Genomic DNA, 22,004 nt, shown 5'->3' on the forward strand with positions numbered 1-22,004 from the left:
TATGAAAAAAGCCCCGAACTGTGCGGGGCTGCAAAACTTTGGCCGCCAAACTATAAGCAGCCACTTCACCATAAAACATCAATAGCTGTCTTCATGAACGGTAATCACTGCTCTGCCGCTGGGGTCATTCAGTTTTTTGAATGCTTCATCCCATTCCAGGGCAACAGGCGTAGAGCAGGCTACAGACGGAACAGAAGGTACCGTAGCGGCAGCGGTTTCACTGGGGAAATGCTGTTCGAAGATGCTCCGGTAGCGGTATTCTTCTTTATTCTGAGGAGTGTTCAGCGGAAATCGGAACCTTGCACTGGCCATCATTTCATCGGTTATTTCCTGCTCAGCGCGCTCCTTCAGCGCATCAATCCATGAGTAGCCTACGCCATCCGAAAACTGTTCCTTTTGCCTCCAGGCTATGGATTCCGGTAACAGATGCTCAAAAGCTTTCCGCAATACCCATTTTTCCATTTTTCCGCTAGACTGAGCCGTCATTTTATCTTTCGGGTTGATGGTCATGGCAACATCCATGAATTCTTTGTCCAGAAAGGGTACTCTGCCTTCAATTCCCCAGCTCATCAGTGCCTTATTGGCACGCAGACAGTCGTACAGGTGCAGTTTACCCAGTTTTCTTACGGTTTCATCGTGAAATTCTTTTGCATTCGGGGCTTTGTGGAAATACAGGTATCCGCCAAATATTTCATCAGACCCTTCGCCGGAGAGCACCATCTTGATGCCCATTGATTTAATGACCCTGGCCAGCAGATACATTGGTGTGGATGCGCGGATGGTAGTCACATCGTAGGTTTCCAGATGATAAATAACATCCCGTATGGCATCCATGCCTTCCTGCACTGTAAAGTGTACTTCATGATGGATAGACCCAATGTGGTCTGCAGCTTTTTGTGCGGCAACAAGATCAGGCGATCCTTTCAGGCCGACCGCAAAACTGTGCAGTCGGGGGTACCACGCCTCCTGGGTATCACCACTTTCAATGCGGTTGCGGGCGTATTTTGCCGTTACCGCGGCAATGATGGAAGAGTCCAGCCCGCCGGAAAGGAGCACGCCGTAGGGCACATCACTCATCAACTGGCGGTGTACCGCCGCTTCCAGCGATTCCCTGATCCGGCCAATGTCGGTGATCTGGTCTTTTACGTTTTTGTATTGTTCCCATTCCCGGATATACCATTGTTGTAGTTCAGGTCCGTCCGGACTGTACAAAAGGTGTCCCGGCAGAAAAACCTCAATCTTTTTGCAGATTCCTTCCAGAGCCTTGAGTTCGGAGGCTACGTAAAAGTTCCCGTGGCGGTCCCAACCTTGATACAGCGGGCAGATTCCCATGTGGTCCCGGCCTATCAGGTAAAGGTCTTTTTCAGTATCATATAAAGCAAAAGCAAAAATACCGTTCAGTTTTTCCAGAAATGCTTTTCCGTAACGCTGGTACAGTGCCAGAATCACTTCGCAGTCAGAGCGTGTCTGAAAATCATAGTCGGGGAATTCCTCCCGGAGTTCCTGATGGTTATAGATTTCACCGTTTACAGCCAGAACTACTTTACCGTCACTGGAGAACAGGGGTTGTTTCCCGGAAGCAGGATCTACGATGGCAAGCCTTTCGTGAGAGAAAATGGCATTTTCATTTTGGAAAATACCGCTCCAGTCCGGACCGCGGTGGCGTATTTTCCCGGACATTTCCAATACCTGAGGTCTCAGGTCTTCTGTTTTTGATTTGGCATCAAACAAACATACAATTCCGCACATAATTTTAATTTTTTTAAGTTGATGTTTTCAGGGAAGCAACCATAAATCTCTCTTTGGTTATTTTTTTGTACAGCAAACTTAGGTTAATGGTTTATAAAACAAAATTGAAATTTAAAATTAGATAAAAATTTACTAATATTTATCAAATAATATTAATAATATTAACAAAACAATGGCGGAAAGTATGGTTTTGGTTAAAAGCATCCTTAGGGAAAGGTTGTATCGGAAAGAGTAAGCTAAGGGCAGAGAAAACAGCAGCATCCCTTCTTGATTTTGTGGGGAAAACGAATTGTTTACAGTGAAAAACTCCTGATGTACGGACTTTTGAGCAGGTAATTTTCCAGTTGTGTAATCTTTTTATCGTTGAGGTACAGTTCCGCATTTATAATTAATGCGTCGTTATTGCGCTCCATATTTACTTCTTTAATGGATTTTGAGAGGCGGCTCAGATCCTGCATCACCTGAAACCGTTCTTCCGCACAATCGGCAGCAATTTCGAAACGCAGCATCCGGCTGCTGTGATTCGGCAGGATAAAGCGGTTGAGCAATTTAGATGAATAAATGATGAGCAGCGCAAATATCAGAAAAACAAATGCCAGCAGTGCTTCGCCAAATCCTATAGACATCCCGATGGCGGCTGAAATCCAGATAATGCCCGCGGTGGTAAGTCCATAAACAGTGAAACCTTCTTTGAAGATGACGCCGGCACCCAGAAATCCCACGCCGGAAACAATATAAGAAGCAATGCGGGTGGGATCTCCACTGCCGCTGTATTTATAAGATAAAATGGTGAACAGGGTAGAGCCGAGACAAATAATGGTAATGGTTTTCAGGCCGGCAGCCTTATCTTTCATTTCCCGTTCGTATCCCAGTATAAAACCTGCTACCAGTGAGAGTGCAGCTTTGTAAACGTCATGTATTTCTATAAATTCTGCAATCATTTTTGAATGCCTTTAGCAGAGAAAGTGTGCAAATGTACTGCCAAGCAGTCCGGATTCTACCGTTTATCCGCCAAATTCTCTCTGCCACTCCGTATAGGCTTCAGAAAGGGTGATGTAAAATTCTTCACCGTATTTCCGGATCAGGGGTGTTTTCAGAAATTTATACACCGGAACCTGCAATTCTTTGCCCAGAGCGCAGGCATCTTTGCAGATGGGCCACTCATGGTAATTCAGTGCGGTAAAGCTGGAATATTCCTTTACCCGGATGGGGTACAGATGGCAGGAAATAGGTTTTTGCCAGTCTACTGCGCCATCTTCATAAGCTTTCTCGATGCCACATTTGGTAATTCCCTTTTCGTCAAAAATTACATAGGCGCATTCGGCTCCGTCTACCATGGGGGTCACGTAATCGCCATCCAGGGGGTCTGTGGTCCAGGTTCCCTGTTCTTCCAGCGCTTTCACGCCTTCGGGGCGTAGGTAGGGTTTTACTTTATCAAAAATATTTTCAAGAATTGTCGTCTCTTCCTTGTCCAGGGGCGCACCCACATCTCCTTCCACACAGCAGGCTCCTTTGCACTTGCTGAGGTTGCATACAAATTCTTCTGAGAAAATTTCTTCAGAAATCAGTTTGTCATCTATCTGTATCATAATCTAATCGTCAATTTAAGGTGGTGGCTATTTTAAAGGCTGCCAGCGAGCCTATTATGATCCATAATCCGAGTTCCTGTTTCCAGTACCGGTCTGCAAACCGCAATACTCTGCTCAGCATAATGCTGACTGGCAGGGCCAGAAGCAAAAGGTATTCATAGGAGCTCCCCATGTACAAAATTACGGTAATGAGTTGGGCAATCAAAAAAAGCAACAGAAAAGTATATTTAAATTTACTGACCGGACTTTTTTTATTATAGTGCCGGAAGTGGTCCCATAATGCATACAATAGCATCAAAACTACCGGCGAAAGAAAGACAAGCGCGGTGAAATCCAGATGAAAACTGAATCCGTAAAAAGGGAAATAGGCATCATCCCATGACTGGTAATTCAGGAAATACATCAGTGAAAAATAGCTGATTGCAATGAGCATTATTCCAAAAAATAAACGGAACAGATGCAATCCGATCCGGTTGGAGGTCGCAAAAATCTGCAGGATGACAAATAAGGTCATCGGCCAGGTGACAGGCAAAAATATATAGGTTATTGCCAGTATAGAGCCTACCAGAAGGTATGATTTTTTCCGGAATTCATCATTCGTACTGGTGAGCAGCAGAATAAGAAAGGAATTGGTGAGCAGCGCCACAGCTAATCCAATATCCAGCGAACCCGGATAAAAGGAAATCACGAAGAACGTATAGAGAAAAAGGGGCAAATGGGTGTGATAGGTAAGCCCGATGGTATTGAAACAGAAAAAACCAAGCGTAATACCTGCAAAAGTAATGAGGGTGGAAATTGAGTATAAGTTACTGAAATTAAAGATGTTAAATGCTGCGACAACCAAAAGTAATAATCCCGGATATACCAGTGTGGAAAAAATATTGCTTTCTTTTGAAAGTAATCTGAACATTTTTCTTAATTTTGTGCAAAGTTAATCTAAAAAAGAAAATAATGACGTCTTTCTTCCTGTTCTTAGGTGATGTTTTCAGATGGTCTTTCGGATTTTACGATCTGTTTGGAAACGTAATCAATTGGATTTTGTTTACAGTAGCCAGTATATTATTCATTTACTGGTGTTATGTTTTGGTGGTAAAACTGGGAAACAGTAAGGATTACGATTACGAACCGCCATCCAAAGACATTCGCCCGTACTACGACCCCAAAATCTATAAAAAAGATTAAATAATTTGATGCTATAGAAAGAACCGTTTTTCTGATAAGAAAGACGGTTCTTTATGTTTGGTGAGTTCCCGGTTACTCATGACACGGAATCACCAGTACAGGAACCGGAGAGTTTTTGGTGAGGTCCTTAGTTAGGCTTCCCACAAAAACGTCGTAAATGCCGCTGCGCCCATGGGAGCCCATCACAATATAGGAGGCGTTTTTTTCTGCAGCATATTCCAGAATAATGTCCTTGGAAATACCTTGTCTCAGCAGGTGCTCACATTCTACCCCTTGCGCAGTAATGCGCTCCTGGATAGCGTTTAGTTGCTTCAGTTCTTCTTTGATTTCGTTTTCTTCAACCTCGGGGAAATACTGAAAACCCATATCCCCGATGGCAAATCCGATGTCTGACGGTGCCACATGAATCAGGTTGATTTTTCCGTTCGTTAGCTTAGCAAATTGTACCGCTTCGTCTACCAGTTTGTCTGTAGAATTTCCGAAATCTACAGGTAATACAATGTTTACCATGACCTTTAAATTTTGTTTTTTAAAGTTAAGAAAATTTTCGGAAACAGCAGGATTCCCGTCCTGATTTATAACGCTGATGTGTATTAAAGTTTTACTGAATCCGCAGATCCAGTACTTTCCGGTCTTCCAGAAATGCTTCCAGTACGTCATTTTCCGCCACTTTTCCTACGCCTTGCGGAGTGCCGGTAAAGATAAGATCGCCGGTGCGCAAAGTGAAAAATTTTGATACAAATGCAATGATTTTTTCCGGTGAAAACAGCATGAGTGAGGTGTTGCCCCGCTGAACGGTTTCTTTGTTTTTGATCAGGCTGAAATTCAGACGGCTGAGGTCGTAATCTTCTTTTTTGAAAAATTCGCTCAGCACAGCACTTCCGTCAAAACCTTTTGCCAGTTCCCAGGGAAGTCCTTTCTTTTTCAGTTCAGACTGCAGGTCACGTGCGGTGAAATCAATTCCCAGTCCGATTTCCTCAATGTGTTTTGCTGCATGTTCTTCGGTGATGTATTTTCCGCCTTTGCTGATTTTCAGAACTACTTCCAGCTCATAATGGACGTCATCTGAAAACTCGGGCAGATAAAAATCACTGCCTTTTTTCAGAACAGCGGTGTCCGGTTTCATGAAGATCACGGGGTTTTCCGGGACTTCATTGCCCAATTCCCGGGCGTGGTCTGCATAATTTCTGCCAATGCAAATCAGTTTCATCAGATTTTATTTGAGGTTTAAAATGCTATTAAAATTTGCTTCTGAGCTGAATTCCGGTCAGTACTTTCTTGGTGTACAGCGGGAAATCCGCGTTCTGAATCCATCCATAATAGCCGATGTCTTTCTGAAAAACATCCTTCACCCGCTGACCTTTATATTTCCCGAACGCAAAGATTTCCTGGCCATCCGGATCAAAATGAATCATGCCGGCCAGGTCTGCAAACTTATGATGAAAGGAAAGTTCACTTAATCCCGCAACATCATTGGGTAAATCTTCATAATGAGCCACCTGTGCATCCAGCACTTCAAAGGTTGCCAGCACATCAGCCTCTGCAGAATGGGCGTTTTCCAGTTCCTTTCCGCAATAAAAACGGTAGGCGGCACTCAGGTTACGGGGCTCCATTTTATGGAAAATGGTCTGGGCATCTACGAGTTTGAACTTGCTGAGGTCAAAGTCAATGCCGGCACGCAGCAGTTCCTCAGCAAGCAGCGGCACATCAAAACGATTGGAATTGAAACCTCCAAGGTCGCTTCCGGCAATCATCTCCATTATTTTCGGTGCAATTTCACTGAATTTAGGTGCATTTTTTACGTCTTCATCAGTAATGCCGTGAATCTCACTGGCTTCTTTCGGAATAAACATCCCGGGATTTACCAGCCATGTTTTGCTTTCTCGCGAAGCGTCTGGATTTACTTTTAAAACACAGATTTCTACAATCCGGTCTTTGCTGACATTGGTTCCGGTGGTTTCCAGATCAAAGACGCAGAAGGGTTTATGGAGTTTTAGGTTCATCATATTGAAAAGATATTATTGAAGTTGTTTCTGAAAAATAAGGGAAATCATCATGTACCATATTACAAGGAGTGGGATTCCCGCAGTTCTGAATGCCAGCAGAATCAAAATTCCACCCACGAGTAAAGCCAGTTTTGGATAATTATCCCGGAGGCGTGTAGATTTGAATTTCATGGCAATCATTTTCAGCGGAGAGACTAATAGCCATGATGATAGCAGGGTAATGATAATCAGAACAAGGCTGTTTCCGGCAAGAAAACTGAATGCCCCTTCTGACTGATACGCATAGTATATTCCGAAAATCAAAACAGTATTGCTGGGCGTATTCAGTCCTTTGAAGTAATATCTTTGTTCATCGTCCAGATTAAAGATGGCCAGACGCAGGCACGAAAATGCGGTAATCAGAAATCCAAGATACTGCAATTGAAACGGGAATTCTATACCACCAACCTGGTTTCCGAAGGGTTCCAGTAATTTAAACATGGCCACGCCCGGCAGCAGTCCGAAACTTACCATATCTGCCAGTGAATCCAGCTGTACCCCCAGAGCAGAGTCAGATTTCATAGCCCGTGCCACAAAACCATCAAAAAAATCCAGCACGAGGGAAATGATGATGCAGATTGCAGCAGCGGTATAATCGCCGCCAAGCAGATGCACCACGCCCACACAACCGGAAAACAGATTCCCGAGGGTGAACATATTGGCAAGGTTGTTTTTCAAAAACGTCATGCCGCAAAAATAAGGCTTTTTATCGGTCCGGATGAGTTCCCTATGTTTATTCCGCTTCTTTTTCCGGAATCAGGGTATTGCAGTATGGTATTTGCGGAATGTTTAATGAATTTCAAAACGTTTTGTCATTGTGGTATGGTTCGAATAATAAAAACACTTGCTTTTTAACTTTTTTTAATTACTTTTATCAAATCAAAAATTAAATTATTTAAGATGAAGAAATTTATTTTCAGTACGCTGGCTGTTTTTTTTGCCACCTTTTCCTTTGCGCAGATAGAAGGAAAGTGGAAAACTATTGATGATGAAACCGGAAAGGCAAAATCTATTGTAGAAATTTCAAAGAATTCAAACGGACAATATGTAGGCAAAATTATTCAGTTGGTGAATAAACCGGCCAATAATAATTGTGTAAAGTGCACTGACGACCGCAAGAACAAGCCACTCATAGGTTTGGAAATCATCCGCGGTCTGAAGAAAGAGGGTAATGATTTTACCGGCGGTACCATTATGGATCCTTCTTCGGGTAAAGTGTACAAATGCACCATTAAACGGCAGGGCGACGAACTGAATGTCCGTGGATACATCGGGTTTTCTCTGATAGGCAGAACCCAGACCTGGCATAAAGTGAATTAATTTACCTCCGCTACAGAAGAAACGGCAGTTCGGTAACGAGCTGCTTTTTTTTGTCTTGCAATCAAGAAAAATTCGTTAATTTTGCACGAATTATTATTGATACGATTATGGCAGAATATACTTTTCGGGAAGTGATTGCACAGGCAATGAGCGAAGAAATGCGTAAAGATGAATCCGTTTATCTGATGGGTGAAGAAGTGGCAGAGTACAACGGAGCCTACAAAGCTTCGAAAGGAATGCTGGATGAATTCGGACCTAAAAGAGTTATTGATACTCCGATTGCTGAACTGGGCTTCAGCGGTATTGCCGTGGGATCTGCAATGAACGGTAACCGCCCTATTGTAGAATTTATGACCTTCAATTTCTCGCTGGTAGGAATAGATCAGATCATTAATAACGCTGCAAAAATCCGACAGATGAGCGGCGGACAATGGAATTGCCCTATTGTTTTCCGGGGACCTACTGCTTCTGCCGGTCAGCTGGGGGCTACTCACTCACAGGCATTAGAATCCTGGTATGCCAACTGCCCGGGTCTGAAAGTGATTGTGCCGTCTAATCCCTATGATGCCAAAGGGCTTCTGAAATCTGCAATTCAGGACAATGATCCGGTCATTTTTATGGAATCTGAGCAGATGTATGGTGATAAAATGGAAATCCCCGAAGAAGAATACTATTTACCCATTGGTAAAGCAGATGTTAAAAGAGAAGGAAAAGATGTAACGCTGGTGTCTTTCGGTAAAATCATGAAACTGGCCATGCAGGCAGCAGAGGATATGGAAAAAGAAGGCATCTCTGTAGAAGTGATTGACCTGAGAACTGTTCGTCCGCTGGATTATGACACTATTCTGACTTCTGTGAAGAAGACCAACCGCCTGGTGGTGCTGGAAGAAGCATGGCCGTTTGCGTCTGTTGCCTCAGAAATCACCTATATGGTTCAGCAGAAAGCGTTTGATTATCTGGATGCGCCTATTAAAAGAATCACCACACCAGATGCGCCTGCGCCGTACTCTTCTGCATTATTTGCAGAATGGTTCCCGAAACTGGAAACCGTGAAAGAAGAAATAAAAAAAGCCATGTACATCAAAGCATAATATCGAACTCCCGCAAGGGAGTTTTTTTTGGTTAAAACCAAAGCGTCCGGAAATGTCTTTGGCAATTCTGATTCCCATATGCTTTAAATTCAGCCATCATCAATTTGTGATAGATCTGATAGCTGTTATAATTTACTCGGTGTTACATAAATGCTGGCAGATTGAACCTCAGATGCATTTTTATTGAATTTCAGATGCTGTCAGTCTTGTTTTAAAATAGATAAAAACTTTCGGAAGCAGGTTTTTTTATTGATAAAAAGTTGTTTCTGCAATTCTGCAAATGGAATACCTTTGCCATTATTTTTACTTGGATGGCAACAGAATCTGAAGCTAAGCATCTCAATCTGAAGAAGCTCTCTTTCGTGGGCGTTCTGGTTTCACTTGGAATTGTTTTTGGTGATATTGGTACTTCGCCGCTCTATGTGATGAAGGCCATTGTAGGAGCCAGGCAGGAAACTACAGAGCTTCCGCTTGATGAATATATAGAAGGGGCGCTTTCGTGCATTATCTGGACGCTCACTTTGCAAACCACCCTGAAGTATGTCATTATTGCGCTTCGTGCAGACAATAAAGGAGAAGGTGGAATATTGGCGCTTTATTCCCTGGTGAAAAAATTCCCCAAACCGTGGCTGTATCTCATTGCAATTATTGGTGCTGCAACACTGGTAGCAGACAGCGTTATTACCCCGTCACTAACCGTGATGTCTGCCATAGAAGGGCTGAAAATATTTAATCCGGAAACCCCGGTAGTGCTCATTACCTGCGGAATTCTCTTCGTAGTGTTTGCTGTGCAGCAGTTCGGTACCAGTTTCATTGGTAAGTTTTTCGGTCCGGTCATGGTCATCTGGTTTCTTGCACTCGGAATATTTGGGGCCCTTCACATCTCGGATCATATAGAAATTTTTAAATCTTTTAATCCTTATTATGCGTATCAGCTGATCACGCATTCGCCCAGCGCCATCATTATTTTGGGGGCTGTTTTTCTGTGTACTACAGGGGCAGAGGCTTTGTATTCTGATCTGGGGCATTGTGGCATCAAAAATATACGGGTGAGTTGGGTTTTTGTGAAAATTATGCTGATTCTGAATTACCTGGGGCAGGGCGCCTGGTTGCTGGATCATATAGACCTGGTACAATCTCAGAATCTGAATCCCTTCTTCGCCATAATGCCGGAATTATTTATTCTCCCCGGTGTTATTCTGGCCGCTGCCGCTGCGGTTATTGCGAGCCAGGCAGTGATAACCGGTGCTTTCACCATGTTTTCAGAAGGTATGTCCATTAATTTCTGGCCCAATCAGAAAATTGATTATCCGTCCGGGGTGAAAGGTCAGATGTACATCCCCAGAATCAACTGGGGTCTGCTGCTGATGTGCATCATTGTGGTGCTGTATTTTCAGGAATCCGGTAAAATGGAAGCGGCGTATGGTCTTACCATTACCATTACCATGCTGATGACTACCGTGCTGCTGATTTTCTGGCTGCGCCGCAAGCGAGCGCACCCGTTGCTCATTGTACTGTTTGCCTGTGTATATCTCTTTATTGAACTTGGATTTTTCAGCGCGAATGTGATTAAGTTTTTTGAAGGCGGCTGGCTTACCATTGTGCTGGGTGGTTTTATTGCCGTGTGTATGTACGCGTGGTACAACGGGCGGAAGATTAAAAATAAATTCATCAAGTTTGTACGGTTTGATAAGTATGTGCCGGTCATTAAAGACATGAAACTGGATGAAACCATTCCCAAATATGCCACCAATCTTGCGTTTCTGAGCCGCTCTAAAAGAGATGACGAAATTGAAGCAAAAATTATCTATTCCATCATCCGTAAACAGCCCAAGCGCGCCGATCATTATTTTATTCTGAATATTGTCAATCAGGAAGATCCTTACACCTTTAAATATACCGTAGATGAAATTGTGCCGGGAACCATTTACCGGGTTAATTTTTTGCTGGGCTTCAAAATAGACCGCCGCATTAACGATTATTTTGATGATGTGCTGAAGGATCTGATGGCCGGCGATGTGATTCCTTCGCGCAGCAGTCATCCCTCACTCCGGGCACATGATATTCCACCGGACCTGAAGTATGTCATCATTGATAATACCTATATAAATGATGCGCTGCTGACCGTAAAAGAAAAACTGACACTCAATATTTATAATTTCGTAAAGTACATAGGAAGTGACGATTTCAAAGCATGGGGCGTGTCTCCGCACAATGTGGTGGTAGAATCTGCACCGCTTCTGGATCATGATATCGCAGTAAAGAAAATAGAACAGGGGTCGTTCAACAGATCAGAGAATTAGAAAAGTGACCTGCCGGACAGACTGCTTTTCATAAGATGGAAAAATTTCAATAAATTTGTACCAAATACTAGAAATGGAGCCCGGACAGAAAGATAAAAATTTAACACAGATTAAGGATGTTTTAAGACAGTACCTTCAGGAAAAGGGATTCCGGAATACTCCGGAACGCTACACCATACTGGAGGAGATTTACTCTATGGACCATCATTTCAATGTGGACGATCTGTATCTCATCATGATGCAGAAAAAATACCATGTGTCCAAGGCCACTATTTACAATACTATTGAGATTTTTCTGGATGCAGGTCTCATCCGCAAACATCAGTTCGGAGAAAAAACCCTGACATCGTCTTCCTATGAAAAATCTTATTTTGATAAGCAACACGACCACCTGGTCATTTACAAGAACGATTCCGGCAAGGAGATAGAAGAGATTATAGAGTTTTGCGATCCCCGTATACAGGGAATCAAGGAGGCTATAGAAGAAGCTTTTGGCGTAAATATTGATTCTCACTCCCTGTATTTTTACGGAACCAAGAAAGATTAATGAAAAAACTTTTCGCGCTTTTTCTCTTTGCCTCTGTACAGTTGTTTGCACAGATTACGCCCCGCCCTAATAATCCGCTGGTGAAAGATCCCTTTTTTAATCAGCAGGCACAGCAGAAACAAGGTGAAAAAGTAAAACTGGTTCACGCAGATTTTGTAAAAAAAGATCCCGCTAAATTTGACGGAAATACCTACTTTGAAGGGAATGTGCAGTTTACCCATCAGGGATCTGTGGTGACTTCAGATTTTGTGATCTGGTACGAAGAAGAAAACTTTGTAAAAGCTACCGGCAATGTGAAACTTCAGAATGCCGACGGTTCTGTGATTACTTCTCAGGAAATGGAATATGACGGCAATACCCAGCGCGGAATCGCCCGTAAGGATGTGGTTCTTACAGATCCCAAACAAACCATCCGTACCCAGACCCTGTACTATGACCGCGTCAGTAATAAAGCGTATTTTAATACAGGGGGCACCATTACAGACGGTCAGGGAATTATGTATGCTAAATCTGCAACTTATAATATAGCGTCCAAACTGATTGATTTCACCGGAAATGTTAAAATTGAAAATAACCAGTACATCATAGATGGCAGTAACATCATTCAGAATCAGAATACCAATACCGCTACATTTAACGGACCTACCACCATCATCAACCGGGCCAACCCGGACAACAGAATTTATACGGAAAAAGGCGCCTACAACCAGACTACCAAGGAAGCGTGGCTGGATTACAATTCCATTATTTATTATAACGGAAAGACACTGGTGGGTGATAAAATGTATTACAACCAGATCACCGGTTTCGGTACGGCGAAGGGAAATGTGACGCTGAATGATCCTTTGGAAAAGCGTTACATTAAAGGCGAATACGGCGAAATCTATGAAAAAATAGATTCTGCTATGGTCACCGATAAAGCCTATGCGGTAAAAATTCTGGAAAAAGATTCCATTTACTTCTCGGCAGAAAAAATTCTGGCGTATCAGCATGCGGATTCTCTGGATGTCAAGAAAAGTTTTTTACGTGCCTACAAAAAGGCCAGGTTTTTTAAGACCAATATTCAGGCAAGAGCAGATTCGCTCAGCTTTAATGAAACCGACGGCATCCTGCATCTGGTAGGTGAGCCTATAGCGTGGAGTGGAGCCAAACAAGTCTCGGGAGATAAAATTGAAGCTTATTTTGATACCGAAAATGAAAGCATTGACTCGCTGAATATCATCGGGAATGCATTTGCCATCAGTAAAGCAGATTCTTTGAACCTGAAAGATGAATTCAACCAGGTGAAAGGGAAACTGATGTCTGTGTATTATGAAGATAACGAGGTGAATATGGCTAAGGTCATTGGCAATGGTGAGGCCATTACCTATGCAGACGATGAAAATGAGCAGACCCGCGAGACTGAACGGCTGGGCGTCTCCGTCTCTACCTGCGGAATTATAGAGGCGTTGTTTGAAGAGCGCCGCGTTCAGATTATTTCCTGCAATATCGGCGCTACCACAGATGTCTATCCCATGAGTCAGATATCAGATGAAATGCGATTTCTGTCCGGTTTCAATTGGAATACCAAAGACCGGCTTCAGCGGTGGCAGGACATCTTTCTGGACAGTCCCGGTTACGAGGACATACAATATACTGCAGATAATCCGTTTTACGAAGCAGCAAAAACTGAAGCAGACCGTATAAGAGCGGCAGAAGAGGCCAAAAATCCGAAGCGGGAGCGGCGTTAATGCGCTGCTGCGTACGTGTCCGGAATCCCGCAATCTTCATTATAAACAGCGCCACGCAGTGGTTTTTTTGTATTTTTGCACCATGCAAAATGATTTCTTTAAGTACCAGGCCAAAACAACACAGTTTGCCTCCGGGTTTGAGGTAGAACGCGCAGAAGGCTCCTTTATCTACGGCAAAGACGGACGCCGTTATCTGGATTTTGTAGCCGGAGTTTCGGCCAATACGCTCGGACATTCGCATCCGGAAATAGTGAAAGCCATTAAGGAACAGGCAGAGAAATACCTGCACGTGATGGTGTACGGAGAGTATGCCCAGGAAATGCCGGTAGCAGTATGCAAATTGCTGGCAGAAGCCACTCCGGAACCTCTGGAAGTGACTTATCTGGTTAATTCCGGTGCCGAGGCCATAGACGGTGCGCTGAAACTCGCCAAACGTTACACCGGCCGGGAGGAAATTATTTCCATGAAACAATCTTATCACGGCAATACCCACGGTGCCCTTTCGGTTTCCGGAAATGAAACCCACAAAAGGGAATTCAGACCCTTGTTGCCACTGGTTCATTTTATAACATTTAATGATGAGTCGGAGTTCAGTAAAATTACCACAGATACTGCTTGTGTTATTGCCGAAACCATACAGGGAGCAGCCGGATTTCTGATGCCGGACAAGGATTATTTCCGCAATCTGAAAAAGCGCTGTGAAGAGGTTGGAGCACTGCTGATATTGGATGAAATTCAGCCCGGATTCGGACGCACCGGTAAACTTTTCGCATTTGAGCATTATGGCATGGTACCGGATATTCTGGTTATGGGCAAGGGGATGGGCGGTGGTGTGCCGGTAGGCGCATTTATGAGTTCCGCAGAAATAATGGAAAGCCTTTCCCATTCTCCCAAACTGGGACATATCACCACTTTTGGCGGCAACCCGCTGATTGCTGCTGCGGCATACACCACACTGAAAGAAGTTCTGAACAGTGGACTGATGGCCGGGACAGAAAGGAAAGAACAGATTTTCCGGGAAATGCTGGTGCATCCAAAAATCCGGAATATCAATGGAAAGGGTTTGATGCTGGCCGTGAATCTGGGTACACCGGAAATTACTTTAGACGTAGCCCGCCGCTGTATGGAGCAGGGACTGATTGTGTTCTGGCAATTATACCGTAACGAGTATATGCGGATTTCACCGCCTCTAACCATCTCCGAAGAAGAAATCAGACTCGGCTGTCAGATCATCATAGATGTTTTAAATCAAGATTAGAAAAATCATATCCTTTATGTTGCATAGTTGAGAAATTAATTTATATATTGCGCAACAATAAAAAAAGAAATCTATATGGTGAAGCAGAAAGTGCAGTACGAATATCCCATGCACTGTCTTTCAGAAATTTTATATGAGTACCTGGCAAGCGCCGAGGGGCTTTCTGAATGGTTTGCCGATGAAGTGGTAGAAAAAGGAGACGATTTCTATTTCAGCTGGGGGGGCGGACCGGAAGAAAAGGCCACGCTGATCCGGTACAAACCTGAGAGTTTTGTGCGTTTCCGCTGGGAAGAAGATGAGGGAACCAAAAGTTTCTTTGAAATGACCATTGTGATAGACGAGATTACTGAAGATTTGTCTCTGAATATCACGGATTTCTGCGAGCCGGGAGATGAAGAAGAGAACCGCTTGTACTGGGATAACCTGATCGAGAATCTTCAGATTAAACTAGGCGCTGCCTGATTGTTTGTAAAGATATACCTTATATATATAAATTCATGGACGAGCAATCGTTCATTTATTTTTTCCGAAAACTCCAGAAAATGTCAAATATTTCTACCTTCAGCAACGAAGATTTTCAACCGGTAAACCGTGCATTTCTGAACGGTGATGCCGTTACCGTTTCTTTTTTTGTGCACCATGGCCGGCTTATTATGGCCGAAGAATGCTATTTTTTCCTGATGGCATCCATGCGGAAGCTTCGGATGAATATTCCGCTGTCCTACACGCTGGATTTTTTTCAGGATCTTTTTCAGAAACATGTGCTGGATCAGGGGATACAACATGCCGTAATACAGTTTATGGTGTACCGCAACATCACAAGTCTCCCGCTTCACAAAACCGGAGTGGCATACTATTTCCGTGTGGAGAAGAAGGAGTCTGTGCTGGCTCTACAAAACGAGGTAGAGCTCGATCTGATTAAGGAAATTAACATCAACTGTAATTTGCTGAGCAATATTAAAGTGCATTGTGCAGAGAATACCTATGCTGAAATTTATGCCAGAGAAAATGGATTAGATGATGTTATTTTGCTGAATCCGGACAAGCGCATTGCCCGGGCCGGTACCGGCAATCTGATTTTTCTGCAGGGCGACAGCATTAAAATTCCGAAACATTCTGAAGGGGCGTATATTTCACCACTGCTGGAAAATCTGGTTACCTTTATCCATAAAAATCAACTGGGAGACATACAGGAAACAGAACTCATTGCTTTTGAAAGTCAGAAGGCAGATGAAATTCTGTTAGTTTCTGATGAAAAAGGAATTTTTCCGGTCTCAAAAATTAGAAATAAAACATTTGGTTTTGAAAGATTTTCAGAAATTATCGAAGGTTGGAAAGCCACTTTATAAAATTGACAAACCCAATAAATAACCATTGTTAATAGTCGTTTATCGGGTTTTGAATTAACTATATTTAATTGCAAAATAAAAGTAAATTTATTTTTCACTAAATCATTGAAAAAATCGCATCAAAAAACTTTTTATTTATCTTTATTAATAATGTTATTAGTTGTAAAAAGCACGAAAGCAAAAACTATCAACGTAATCGCAAAAGATATGGCAGTGTTTTTTAAATTATAAACACCTCTCGAATACAAAAAAAATATTATTAAAAAAGCAATGATAAAAGATGCAATCCAAACTGAGATTTTCATTTACGTAAATTTATTATCTGTTACAGCAAACGAATGATGCAAAACCAGCAGATACAACAATACCTAATAGAGCAACAGGAGCCAAGACTCCACCACTCAGAGCTACAGCGGCTCCTACAACAGCTAAACCTAAAAAGCCTCCTGCAGCTGCTGTACCATCAGCTTGAGCTCTAGGCCCACCGCCGACCCTTCTATTCGCTGATTCTACTTTATACTTGTCAAAAACAGATAATAACTTATCACCGCCACCTTCAATTAAAAAATATCTAGAAGATGATATCAACATTTCTCCATAAAGAGTTAAAACGTTTTTGTTTTCAGAATCTGACTGATTTACTTCGTTAAGAGTATTTTGGATTTGATTGGTCATTTCTTCAAAAGGCAATTCCGTATAATTATTCATTTGATTAATATAAGCTCTATCATTTTCATTTAATGAATCTACAGGATCGCCGTAACTATCGTTACTGATAATATCTGTAAAGTAAGACCTCAGTTCATCATTTGAAATTTCATTTGAAATTTTGTTAAGACTGAACAATCTTCCTTCATCATTTATATCTTCGACTGTTACAGTCTCTTTTGCTTCTAGTGTTTCATTGTTCAAAAGATAATCAAAAGTTTCATCTAAATGTTCGTTATGTAAATCACATATTTGCGTAATTTGTTCTCTTGTGAGAGCATCATCAAAATTTTCTATTTTATTTATTATTTAATTTTATTGCCTACTTTCAGAATAATTTTGAGTCGCTGTTTCAGCTTTTCCGACTTATTGTTAAATTGATTCATTATCAATAACATAAGTTAAAAACTAAAAATAAGATAGAAAATTGTTTGGCTAAAAGTTAAAAATATGTTAAAATTTAATTCATTGAAACATCTTCAGGTGCATTCGCCCAAAGTAGGAATTCTCCGCCCAGATTCTGCATGATTTTTTTCCAGAGGTTGTGATCGTTGAATCCCGTATAATCCAGATGATATACATCTGCCACCGTCCAGAATTTACGTTGTATTTCCCCTTCCAGTTGTTGGGCTGCCCATCCGGAATACCCTGAAAATACTTTCACGTTTTCGGTGCTCAGCCGGCCGTTTATCATTTCTTCTATAATGGTTTCTGTATCTTCTGTAAGGTAAAATTCTTCATTAATCTTCAGGTAGTATTCATTTACGGCAGTTCCTTTTACAATGAAAAATATTTTATCATTCTCTACCGGGCCGCCTTCAAAAACATCAACCGGAAAGCCGAAGAGCTCACCTATGGTCTGGCTTACCTGCTCGTTTTTTTTGTTCAGAATTAACCCGAAAGCACCATTTTCATTATGATCTACAATAAGAACCACCGAGCGGGAAAAAATATCGCCCGAAGCATCTGGTGTAGAGATTAAAACTTTACCTTTGTAGGAGTAATTCATGGTTTTTTTGCTTGAAGGATGAAATCCCTGTACCAAATTTAATAAAATTATTGATGGAAAACCTGCACGATAATAGAAAACTTTACCAGAAATCTGAACTTTTTGAAAATCAAATGAAAGCCAATCCCATTGAGCAGTTCCGGGACTGGTTTCTGGATGCACAGAACCATACTGCCATTTCTGAAGCGAATGCCATGTGCATTTCTACGGTGGAGGAAGATGGTTGCCCCAGATCCAGAATGGTTCTACTGAAGGCTTACACTTGGGAAGGTTTTATTTTTTATACCAATTACAACAGCAGGAAAGGGAAGGCTATAGAACGTACAAAGCGGGCTTGTCTTCATTTTTTCTGGCCGCCATTGGAGCGTCAAGTCATCATTAAAGCTGAACTGGAGCGACTTCCGGAGAATCTGAGTGATGGCTATTTTGCGGCCAGACCCCGCGGAAGCCAGCTGGGTGCTTTGGTTTCCCCACAAAGTTCGGAGATTCCGGATCGTGAATTTCTGGGCGAAAAGCTGAAGGAATTAGATCAGGAATACGAAGGAAAGGAGATTCCACGACCGGAGTATTGGGGTGGTTTTATGGCCCGTCCGTATGAGATTGAATTTTGGCAAGGCCGTCCGAACCGTTTGCACGACCGGATTTTATATAGCCTGACGGGTGATTTTGACTGGCAGATTTCTCGTTTGGCTCCATAAAAAAAACCTCATCAGCAGATGAGGTTAATTTTTGTAAATAATCTAAATTATTTTTTCTTCGCTCCAGCAACAGCAGTAGCCAGTTCTGCACCTGCTTTGAATTTCGCTACTTTCTTAGCAGCAATTTTGATTGGTTTTTTAGTAGCTGGGTTGATACCTTGTCTCGCAGCTCTTTCGGCTACAGAGAAAGTTCCGAAACCTACTAAAGAAACTTTGCCGTCTTTTTTCTTCAGAGTACTGGTCACGTTGGACATAAATGATTCCAGAGCAGCTTTTGCGGCAACCTTGGTAATTCCGGCATCTTTTGCCATTGCATCGATTAATTCAGACTTGTTCATAATTTTAATATTAAAAAGTTAGTTTGTTCTGTGTTACAATAGCAAATATAAAACAAAATTCAATATGTGCAAATTTTTTACAAAAATTTAATCAAAATTTTACTTAAATATGGACAAAGGTTTAAAAATGATAATTTTAGTCAAAGGCAATCCATCGGCTTTTACGAAGTTCGGTATGCCCTCTTATCCTCTGTCTGTCGGATTTTTGTATATTTTATAAATTCATATATTCAATTGCGAATTCCTAAATTTTAAGCGATTTTACATTAATACTATATTTTTATTAATTATTTGGTAAAAATCTCGGATTCGTGGTGTTTATCTCAGAATTTTCTTTTTTGGGAGAGTGCCTGTAATTTTATGAGGTATTTTGATATTTATTAATAAATTTGCAGAATGCTTATTGAAGTTTTCAAATCTAAAATACACCGGGTCCGCGTTACAGAGTCAGACCTTAATTATATAGGGAGCATTACCATAGACGAGGATTTACTGGAAGCTTCCGGGATTATGGTGGGCGAACGGGTGTACATTGTCAATGTAAACAATGGCGAACGTTTTGATACGTATGCCATTAAAGGGAAAAGGAAATCCGGCGAAATCTGCCTCAATGGCCCTGCGGCGAGACGGGTGCAAAAAGGAGACATCATCATCATCATTTCCTACGCACAGATGACCCCCGAGGAAGCCAGAGATTTCCAACCGAAAATTATTTTCCCAGACGAAAAAACTAACCTTCTTTCCTGATGCTCCATCATCAGTCCCTTAAAATTACTCCTTTTGAACGAAGCTAAAAAGAATAATCCCCTGAAAACTGTGATGACCATTGTGCTGTCATTGGGAATCGCTGCTTTTTTTATGTGGTTTGCCCTGCGGGGAATGGATTTTAAAACCATCTCCGGCTATTTTGCAAAAGCCAATTATTTCTGGGTAGTGGCTGCTACTGTTTTTGGCCTTCTTGCGTATTGGTTCAGAGCAGTACGCTGGAATCTGCTCCTGGAGCCCATGGGGTATAAAATTTCTAATGCCAATGCCTTCTGGACCATTTCGTTTGGCTATCTCATGAATCTGACTATTCCCAGAAGCGGAGAACTGGCCCGGTCTACAGCGCTCTATGGTGTAGAAAAAGTACCGGTAGATAAATCATTCGGAACCATAATCCTGGAACGGGTGATTGATCTGGTCTGTATGGTTGGATTTCTGGGGCTTACCCTTCTGTTTAAGTATGATGCAATTCTTTCATTCTATTCATATGTTACTCAGGAGCAGAAAAAGGAAGTGAGTACTGAACAAGGTTTTCTGGAGCAATTGCTGGCTGGCTGGGGTATTGCAGATGTTTCGGCATTTTTCAATACGATTAAAATAGCGTTGGTTATTCTTGCAATTGTGGGTCTGGGATATATTTTCGTGAAAAAGAAGAGCAGTTTTGTTTCTTTTGCCAATGGAATTCTCCATGGAATTACTTCTATTTTTAAACTTAAACAGAAAGGAAAATTCATCCTGCTCTCACTGGCCATCTGGATATGTTATTATTTTGCCGCTTATCTGGTCTGTTTTTCCCTGCCTGAAACTTCAGAATTTAGCATTGCTGATGGTTTCTTCATTATTGTAGTGGGTACTTTGGGAATGATGGTGCCGGCATCTGGAGGGATAGGTGCTTTTCATGCAGCTCTTAAGTTAGGGATCGGGGCGTTATTCCTCTCCATGGGCAAGACCTTTGAAGAAGGGGCGGAAGCCGGTTTGGCGTATGCGTTTATTTCCCACACCATGCAGTTTGTGATTATGCTTGTAGTGGGTGTTATTTCTGTTCCTTTCCTTACGAAAGCTAGAAATAAAATGCTTTCCTCAGAAAAAATCTGATTTAGATCTTCTTTTTTTATTCTTTCAGTGGTGACATGTGTTTCCCGGGCAGGCTCCTGTGATTTCCTTTCGTGAATAATTTTTGATTGCTGCAATTCGTTATTTTGTTATCATTTTTGTTATTTGGTTAAAATTTAATATCAATTAATGATAAAAATTATTAATTTTGACTCAAATCAAATTATATACTTATGAAAACAAAATTACTTTCAGCGCTGGCGCTTCTTCCAGTCTTAGCATTTGCTCAGTACTCCAACGGAGGTCTAAGCACTGGTGCCACAGCCAGCACAGGTGTCGCAGCACCTGCCGGTTATGAATGGTCCGAGGTTCAGCGGAACACTGGAAATACTACAGAATCCAACACGAATGCGGGGTATACCAGTACGTATAATTCGGCCACAACCAGTTTTTTTCTGGCAGATGACTTTGTGGTGCCTGCCGGTCAGTCCTGGCAAGTAACTTCTGTAGAAGTGTTTGCTTACCAAACCGGCTATGTGGGCAGTACAGCACCATTTAATACCCTGCGTTTCAGTATCTACAATTCTGATCCTTCTGTGGCAGGTGCTACTCCTGTTTTCGGAGATGATACCACCAACCGTTTTGCGTCTTCTGCCAATACGATGCTTTACAGAATCTTTAATGCACAGGGTGGCAGCGCACCGGGAACTACCAGGACCATCTGGAAAATGACGGGGAACGCAGCGGTAAATCTGACTCCGGGGACATATTGGTTTAAATATCAGTTGCAGAACGCTACTACTGCAAGTGGCGGCTTTTCACCCGGTGTTACGATACCCGGAACCAGAGGTTTGCCGGAGTTTAATGGAAAACAGTTTAATGCCATTACCGGTGCGTGGACTGATCTTATTGATGATGGTATTCCAGACACCGCACCAGATTATCCGCAGGCTGTTCCGTTTATCGTGAACTATTCTGTGCTGGGAACCAACGAAATCCTGCAGTATGATAACCGGGTAGTGGTGTATCCAAATCCTGTAGCAGATGTGTTCCATATTCAGTTGCCTAAGGAAAGTCAGCGCACAGCAACCGTTGTAGGGGTCTACGACTTGTCCGGTAAGCTGGTGAAAACAATGAAATATGCCGAATCTTACCATGTAGGTGACTTGCCAAAAGGTACTTATCTGTTAAAAATTGATGATGGTAAAAATGTAAAGACCACCAAACTGGTAAAAAAATAATTGCAGATTCTTTATAAAAAAAATCAGAT

24 protein-coding genes are annotated in these 22,004 nt (G+C 42.1%); 13 read left to right on the top strand and 11 right to left on the bottom strand.

The features are described from left to right. Window positions 1–78: 78 nt before the first annotated feature. The 4 genes from asnB to LKO26_RS07440 all read right to left on the bottom strand — a co-directional run bounded on the left by asnB (window position 79) and on the right by LKO26_RS07440 (window position 4,248). Window positions 79–1,749, bottom strand: a complete 1,671-nt coding sequence (asnB, locus tag LKO26_RS07425; RefSeq protein ID WP_227587220.1) for an asparagine synthase B — start codon at window positions 1,747–1,749, stop codon at window positions 79–81. A 293-nt stretch (window positions 1,750–2,042) separates the two neighbouring features. Continuing rightward, a complete protein-coding gene (locus LKO26_RS07430; protein ID WP_227587221.1) occupies window positions 2,043–2,690 on the bottom strand; it encodes an MgtC/SapB family protein in 648 nt (215 codons plus the stop codon). A 63-nt stretch (window positions 2,691–2,753) separates the two neighbouring features. After that, entirely contained in the window at window positions 2,754–3,338 is a 585-nt protein-coding gene (locus LKO26_RS07435) for a DUF3109 family protein (RefSeq protein WP_227587222.1), read from the bottom strand. 10 nt (window positions 3,339–3,348) lie between these two features. After that, the gene (locus LKO26_RS07440) at window positions 3,349–4,248 is read right to left on the bottom strand and encodes a DUF6427 family protein (RefSeq protein WP_227587223.1); all 900 of its coding nucleotides are present in this window, start codon (window positions 4,246–4,248) and stop codon (window positions 3,349–3,351) included. A 41-nt stretch (window positions 4,249–4,289) separates the two neighbouring features. Here LKO26_RS07440 and LKO26_RS07445 point away from each other — a divergent pair, with 41 nt between their 5' ends. Continuing rightward, on the top strand, window positions 4,290–4,520 hold the full coding sequence (locus LKO26_RS07445; protein WP_227587224.1) for a hypothetical protein: 231 nt from the start codon (window positions 4,290–4,292) through the stop codon (window positions 4,518–4,520). Between the two features lie 72 nt (window positions 4,521–4,592). Here LKO26_RS07445 and LKO26_RS07450 read toward each other — a convergent pair whose 3' ends face one another. The 4 genes from LKO26_RS07450 to LKO26_RS07465 form a co-directional block, all read right to left on the bottom strand. Then, window positions 4,593–5,030 carry a universal stress protein gene (locus LKO26_RS07450; protein ID WP_227587225.1) on the bottom strand — a complete coding sequence of 146 codons (438 nt, stop codon included), beginning with the start codon at window positions 5,028–5,030 and terminating at the stop codon, window positions 4,593–4,595. Window positions 5,031–5,121: 91 nt separating this feature from the next. Beyond that, window positions 5,122–5,730 (bottom strand): fumarylacetoacetate hydrolase family protein, encoded by a 609-nt coding sequence (locus LKO26_RS07455; RefSeq protein ID WP_227587226.1) that lies wholly within the window; start codon window positions 5,728–5,730, stop codon window positions 5,122–5,124. Between the two features lie 28 nt (window positions 5,731–5,758). Beyond that, window positions 5,759–6,523, bottom strand: coding sequence for a 3'-5' exonuclease (locus LKO26_RS07460; RefSeq protein WP_227587281.1), 765 nt, complete (start codon window positions 6,521–6,523; stop codon window positions 5,759–5,761). A gap of 15 nt (window positions 6,524–6,538) precedes the next feature. Next, complete coding sequence (locus LKO26_RS07465) at window positions 6,539–7,252, bottom strand: CDP-alcohol phosphatidyltransferase family protein (protein ID WP_227587227.1); 714 nt, start codon at window positions 7,250–7,252, stop codon at window positions 6,539–6,541. Window positions 7,253–7,465: 213 nt separating this feature from the next. On the opposite strand from LKO26_RS07465, the gene LKO26_RS07470 reads away from it, so the two are divergent. The 8 genes from LKO26_RS07470 to LKO26_RS07505 all read left to right on the top strand — a co-directional run bounded on the left by LKO26_RS07470 (window position 7,466) and on the right by LKO26_RS07505 (window position 16,163). After that, window positions 7,466–7,885, top strand: a complete 420-nt coding sequence (locus tag LKO26_RS07470) for a DUF2147 domain-containing protein (RefSeq protein WP_227587228.1) — start codon at window positions 7,466–7,468, stop codon at window positions 7,883–7,885. A gap of 95 nt (window positions 7,886–7,980) precedes the next feature. Continuing rightward, complete coding sequence (locus tag LKO26_RS07475) at window positions 7,981–8,976, top strand: pyruvate dehydrogenase complex E1 component subunit beta (RefSeq protein WP_317206374.1); 996 nt, start codon at window positions 7,981–7,983, stop codon at window positions 8,974–8,976. Window positions 8,977–9,287: 311 nt separating this feature from the next. Beyond that, window positions 9,288–11,279, top strand: a complete 1,992-nt coding sequence (locus LKO26_RS07480) for a KUP/HAK/KT family potassium transporter (RefSeq protein WP_227587230.1) — start codon at window positions 9,288–9,290, stop codon at window positions 11,277–11,279. Window positions 11,280–11,352: 73 nt separating this feature from the next. Further along, window positions 11,353–11,826 (top strand): Fur family transcriptional regulator, encoded by a 474-nt coding sequence (locus LKO26_RS07485; protein WP_227587282.1) that lies wholly within the window; start codon window positions 11,353–11,355, stop codon window positions 11,824–11,826. Next, window positions 11,826–13,556, top strand: a complete 1,731-nt coding sequence (locus LKO26_RS07490) for an OstA-like protein (RefSeq protein ID WP_227587231.1) — start codon at window positions 11,826–11,828, stop codon at window positions 13,554–13,556. Before LKO26_RS07485 ends, LKO26_RS07490 begins: the two co-directional genes overlap by 1 nt. Before the next feature lie 82 nt (window positions 13,557–13,638). Then, window positions 13,639–14,814, top strand: a complete 1,176-nt coding sequence (locus LKO26_RS07495) for an aspartate aminotransferase family protein (RefSeq protein WP_227587232.1) — start codon at window positions 13,639–13,641, stop codon at window positions 14,812–14,814. 75 nt (window positions 14,815–14,889) lie between these two features. Then, complete coding sequence (locus tag LKO26_RS07500) at window positions 14,890–15,276, top strand: START-like domain-containing protein (protein ID WP_227587233.1); 387 nt, start codon at window positions 14,890–14,892, stop codon at window positions 15,274–15,276. 80 nt (window positions 15,277–15,356) lie between these two features. Continuing rightward, window positions 15,357–16,163, top strand: a complete 807-nt coding sequence (locus LKO26_RS07505; protein WP_227587234.1) for an aminotransferase class IV — start codon at window positions 15,357–15,359, stop codon at window positions 16,161–16,163. Window positions 16,164–16,481: 318 nt separating this feature from the next. Here LKO26_RS07505 and LKO26_RS07510 read toward each other — a convergent pair whose 3' ends face one another. Together LKO26_RS07510 and LKO26_RS07515 are read right to left on the bottom strand one after the other, a co-directional pair. After that, window positions 16,482–17,075, bottom strand: a complete 594-nt coding sequence (locus tag LKO26_RS07510; RefSeq protein ID WP_227587235.1) for a hypothetical protein — start codon at window positions 17,073–17,075, stop codon at window positions 16,482–16,484. A gap of 256 nt (window positions 17,076–17,331) precedes the next feature. Further along, window positions 17,332–17,880: a YqgE/AlgH family protein gene (locus tag LKO26_RS07515; RefSeq protein WP_227587236.1), complete on the bottom strand. Its 549-nt coding sequence runs from the start codon at window positions 17,878–17,880 to the stop codon at window positions 17,332–17,334. Window positions 17,881–17,933: 53 nt separating this feature from the next. Here LKO26_RS07515 and pdxH point away from each other — a divergent pair, with 53 nt between their 5' ends. Continuing rightward, a complete protein-coding gene (gene pdxH / locus LKO26_RS07520; RefSeq protein ID WP_227587237.1) occupies window positions 17,934–18,578 on the top strand; it encodes a pyridoxamine 5'-phosphate oxidase in 645 nt (214 codons plus the stop codon). Window positions 18,579–18,625: 47 nt separating this feature from the next. Here the strand turns inward: pdxH and LKO26_RS07525 are convergent, their stop codons facing one another. Further along, window positions 18,626–18,916: an HU family DNA-binding protein gene (locus LKO26_RS07525; RefSeq protein ID WP_227587238.1), complete on the bottom strand. Its 291-nt coding sequence runs from the start codon at window positions 18,914–18,916 to the stop codon at window positions 18,626–18,628. Window positions 18,917–19,312: 396 nt separating this feature from the next. On the opposite strand from LKO26_RS07525, the gene panD reads away from it, so the two are divergent. The 3 genes from panD (at window position 19,313) to LKO26_RS07540 (ending at window position 21,975) form a co-directional block, all read left to right on the top strand. After that, window positions 19,313–19,663, top strand: coding sequence for an aspartate 1-decarboxylase (gene panD / locus LKO26_RS07530; RefSeq protein ID WP_227587239.1), 351 nt, complete (start codon window positions 19,313–19,315; stop codon window positions 19,661–19,663). Window positions 19,664–19,735: 72 nt separating this feature from the next. Next, window positions 19,736–20,776: a lysylphosphatidylglycerol synthase transmembrane domain-containing protein gene (locus LKO26_RS07535; protein WP_410681582.1), complete on the top strand. Its 1,041-nt coding sequence runs from the start codon at window positions 19,736–19,738 to the stop codon at window positions 20,774–20,776. A gap of 191 nt (window positions 20,777–20,967) precedes the next feature. Continuing rightward, entirely contained in the window at window positions 20,968–21,975 is a 1,008-nt protein-coding gene (locus tag LKO26_RS07540) for a T9SS type A sorting domain-containing protein (RefSeq protein WP_227587241.1), read from the top strand. Window positions 21,976–22,004: the final 29 nt, after the last annotated feature.

The sequence above is a fragment of the Chryseobacterium sp. MFBS3-17 genome (assembly GCF_020687745.1).
Taxonomy (GTDB): Bacteria; Bacteroidota; Bacteroidia; order Flavobacteriales; family Weeksellaceae; genus Marnyiella.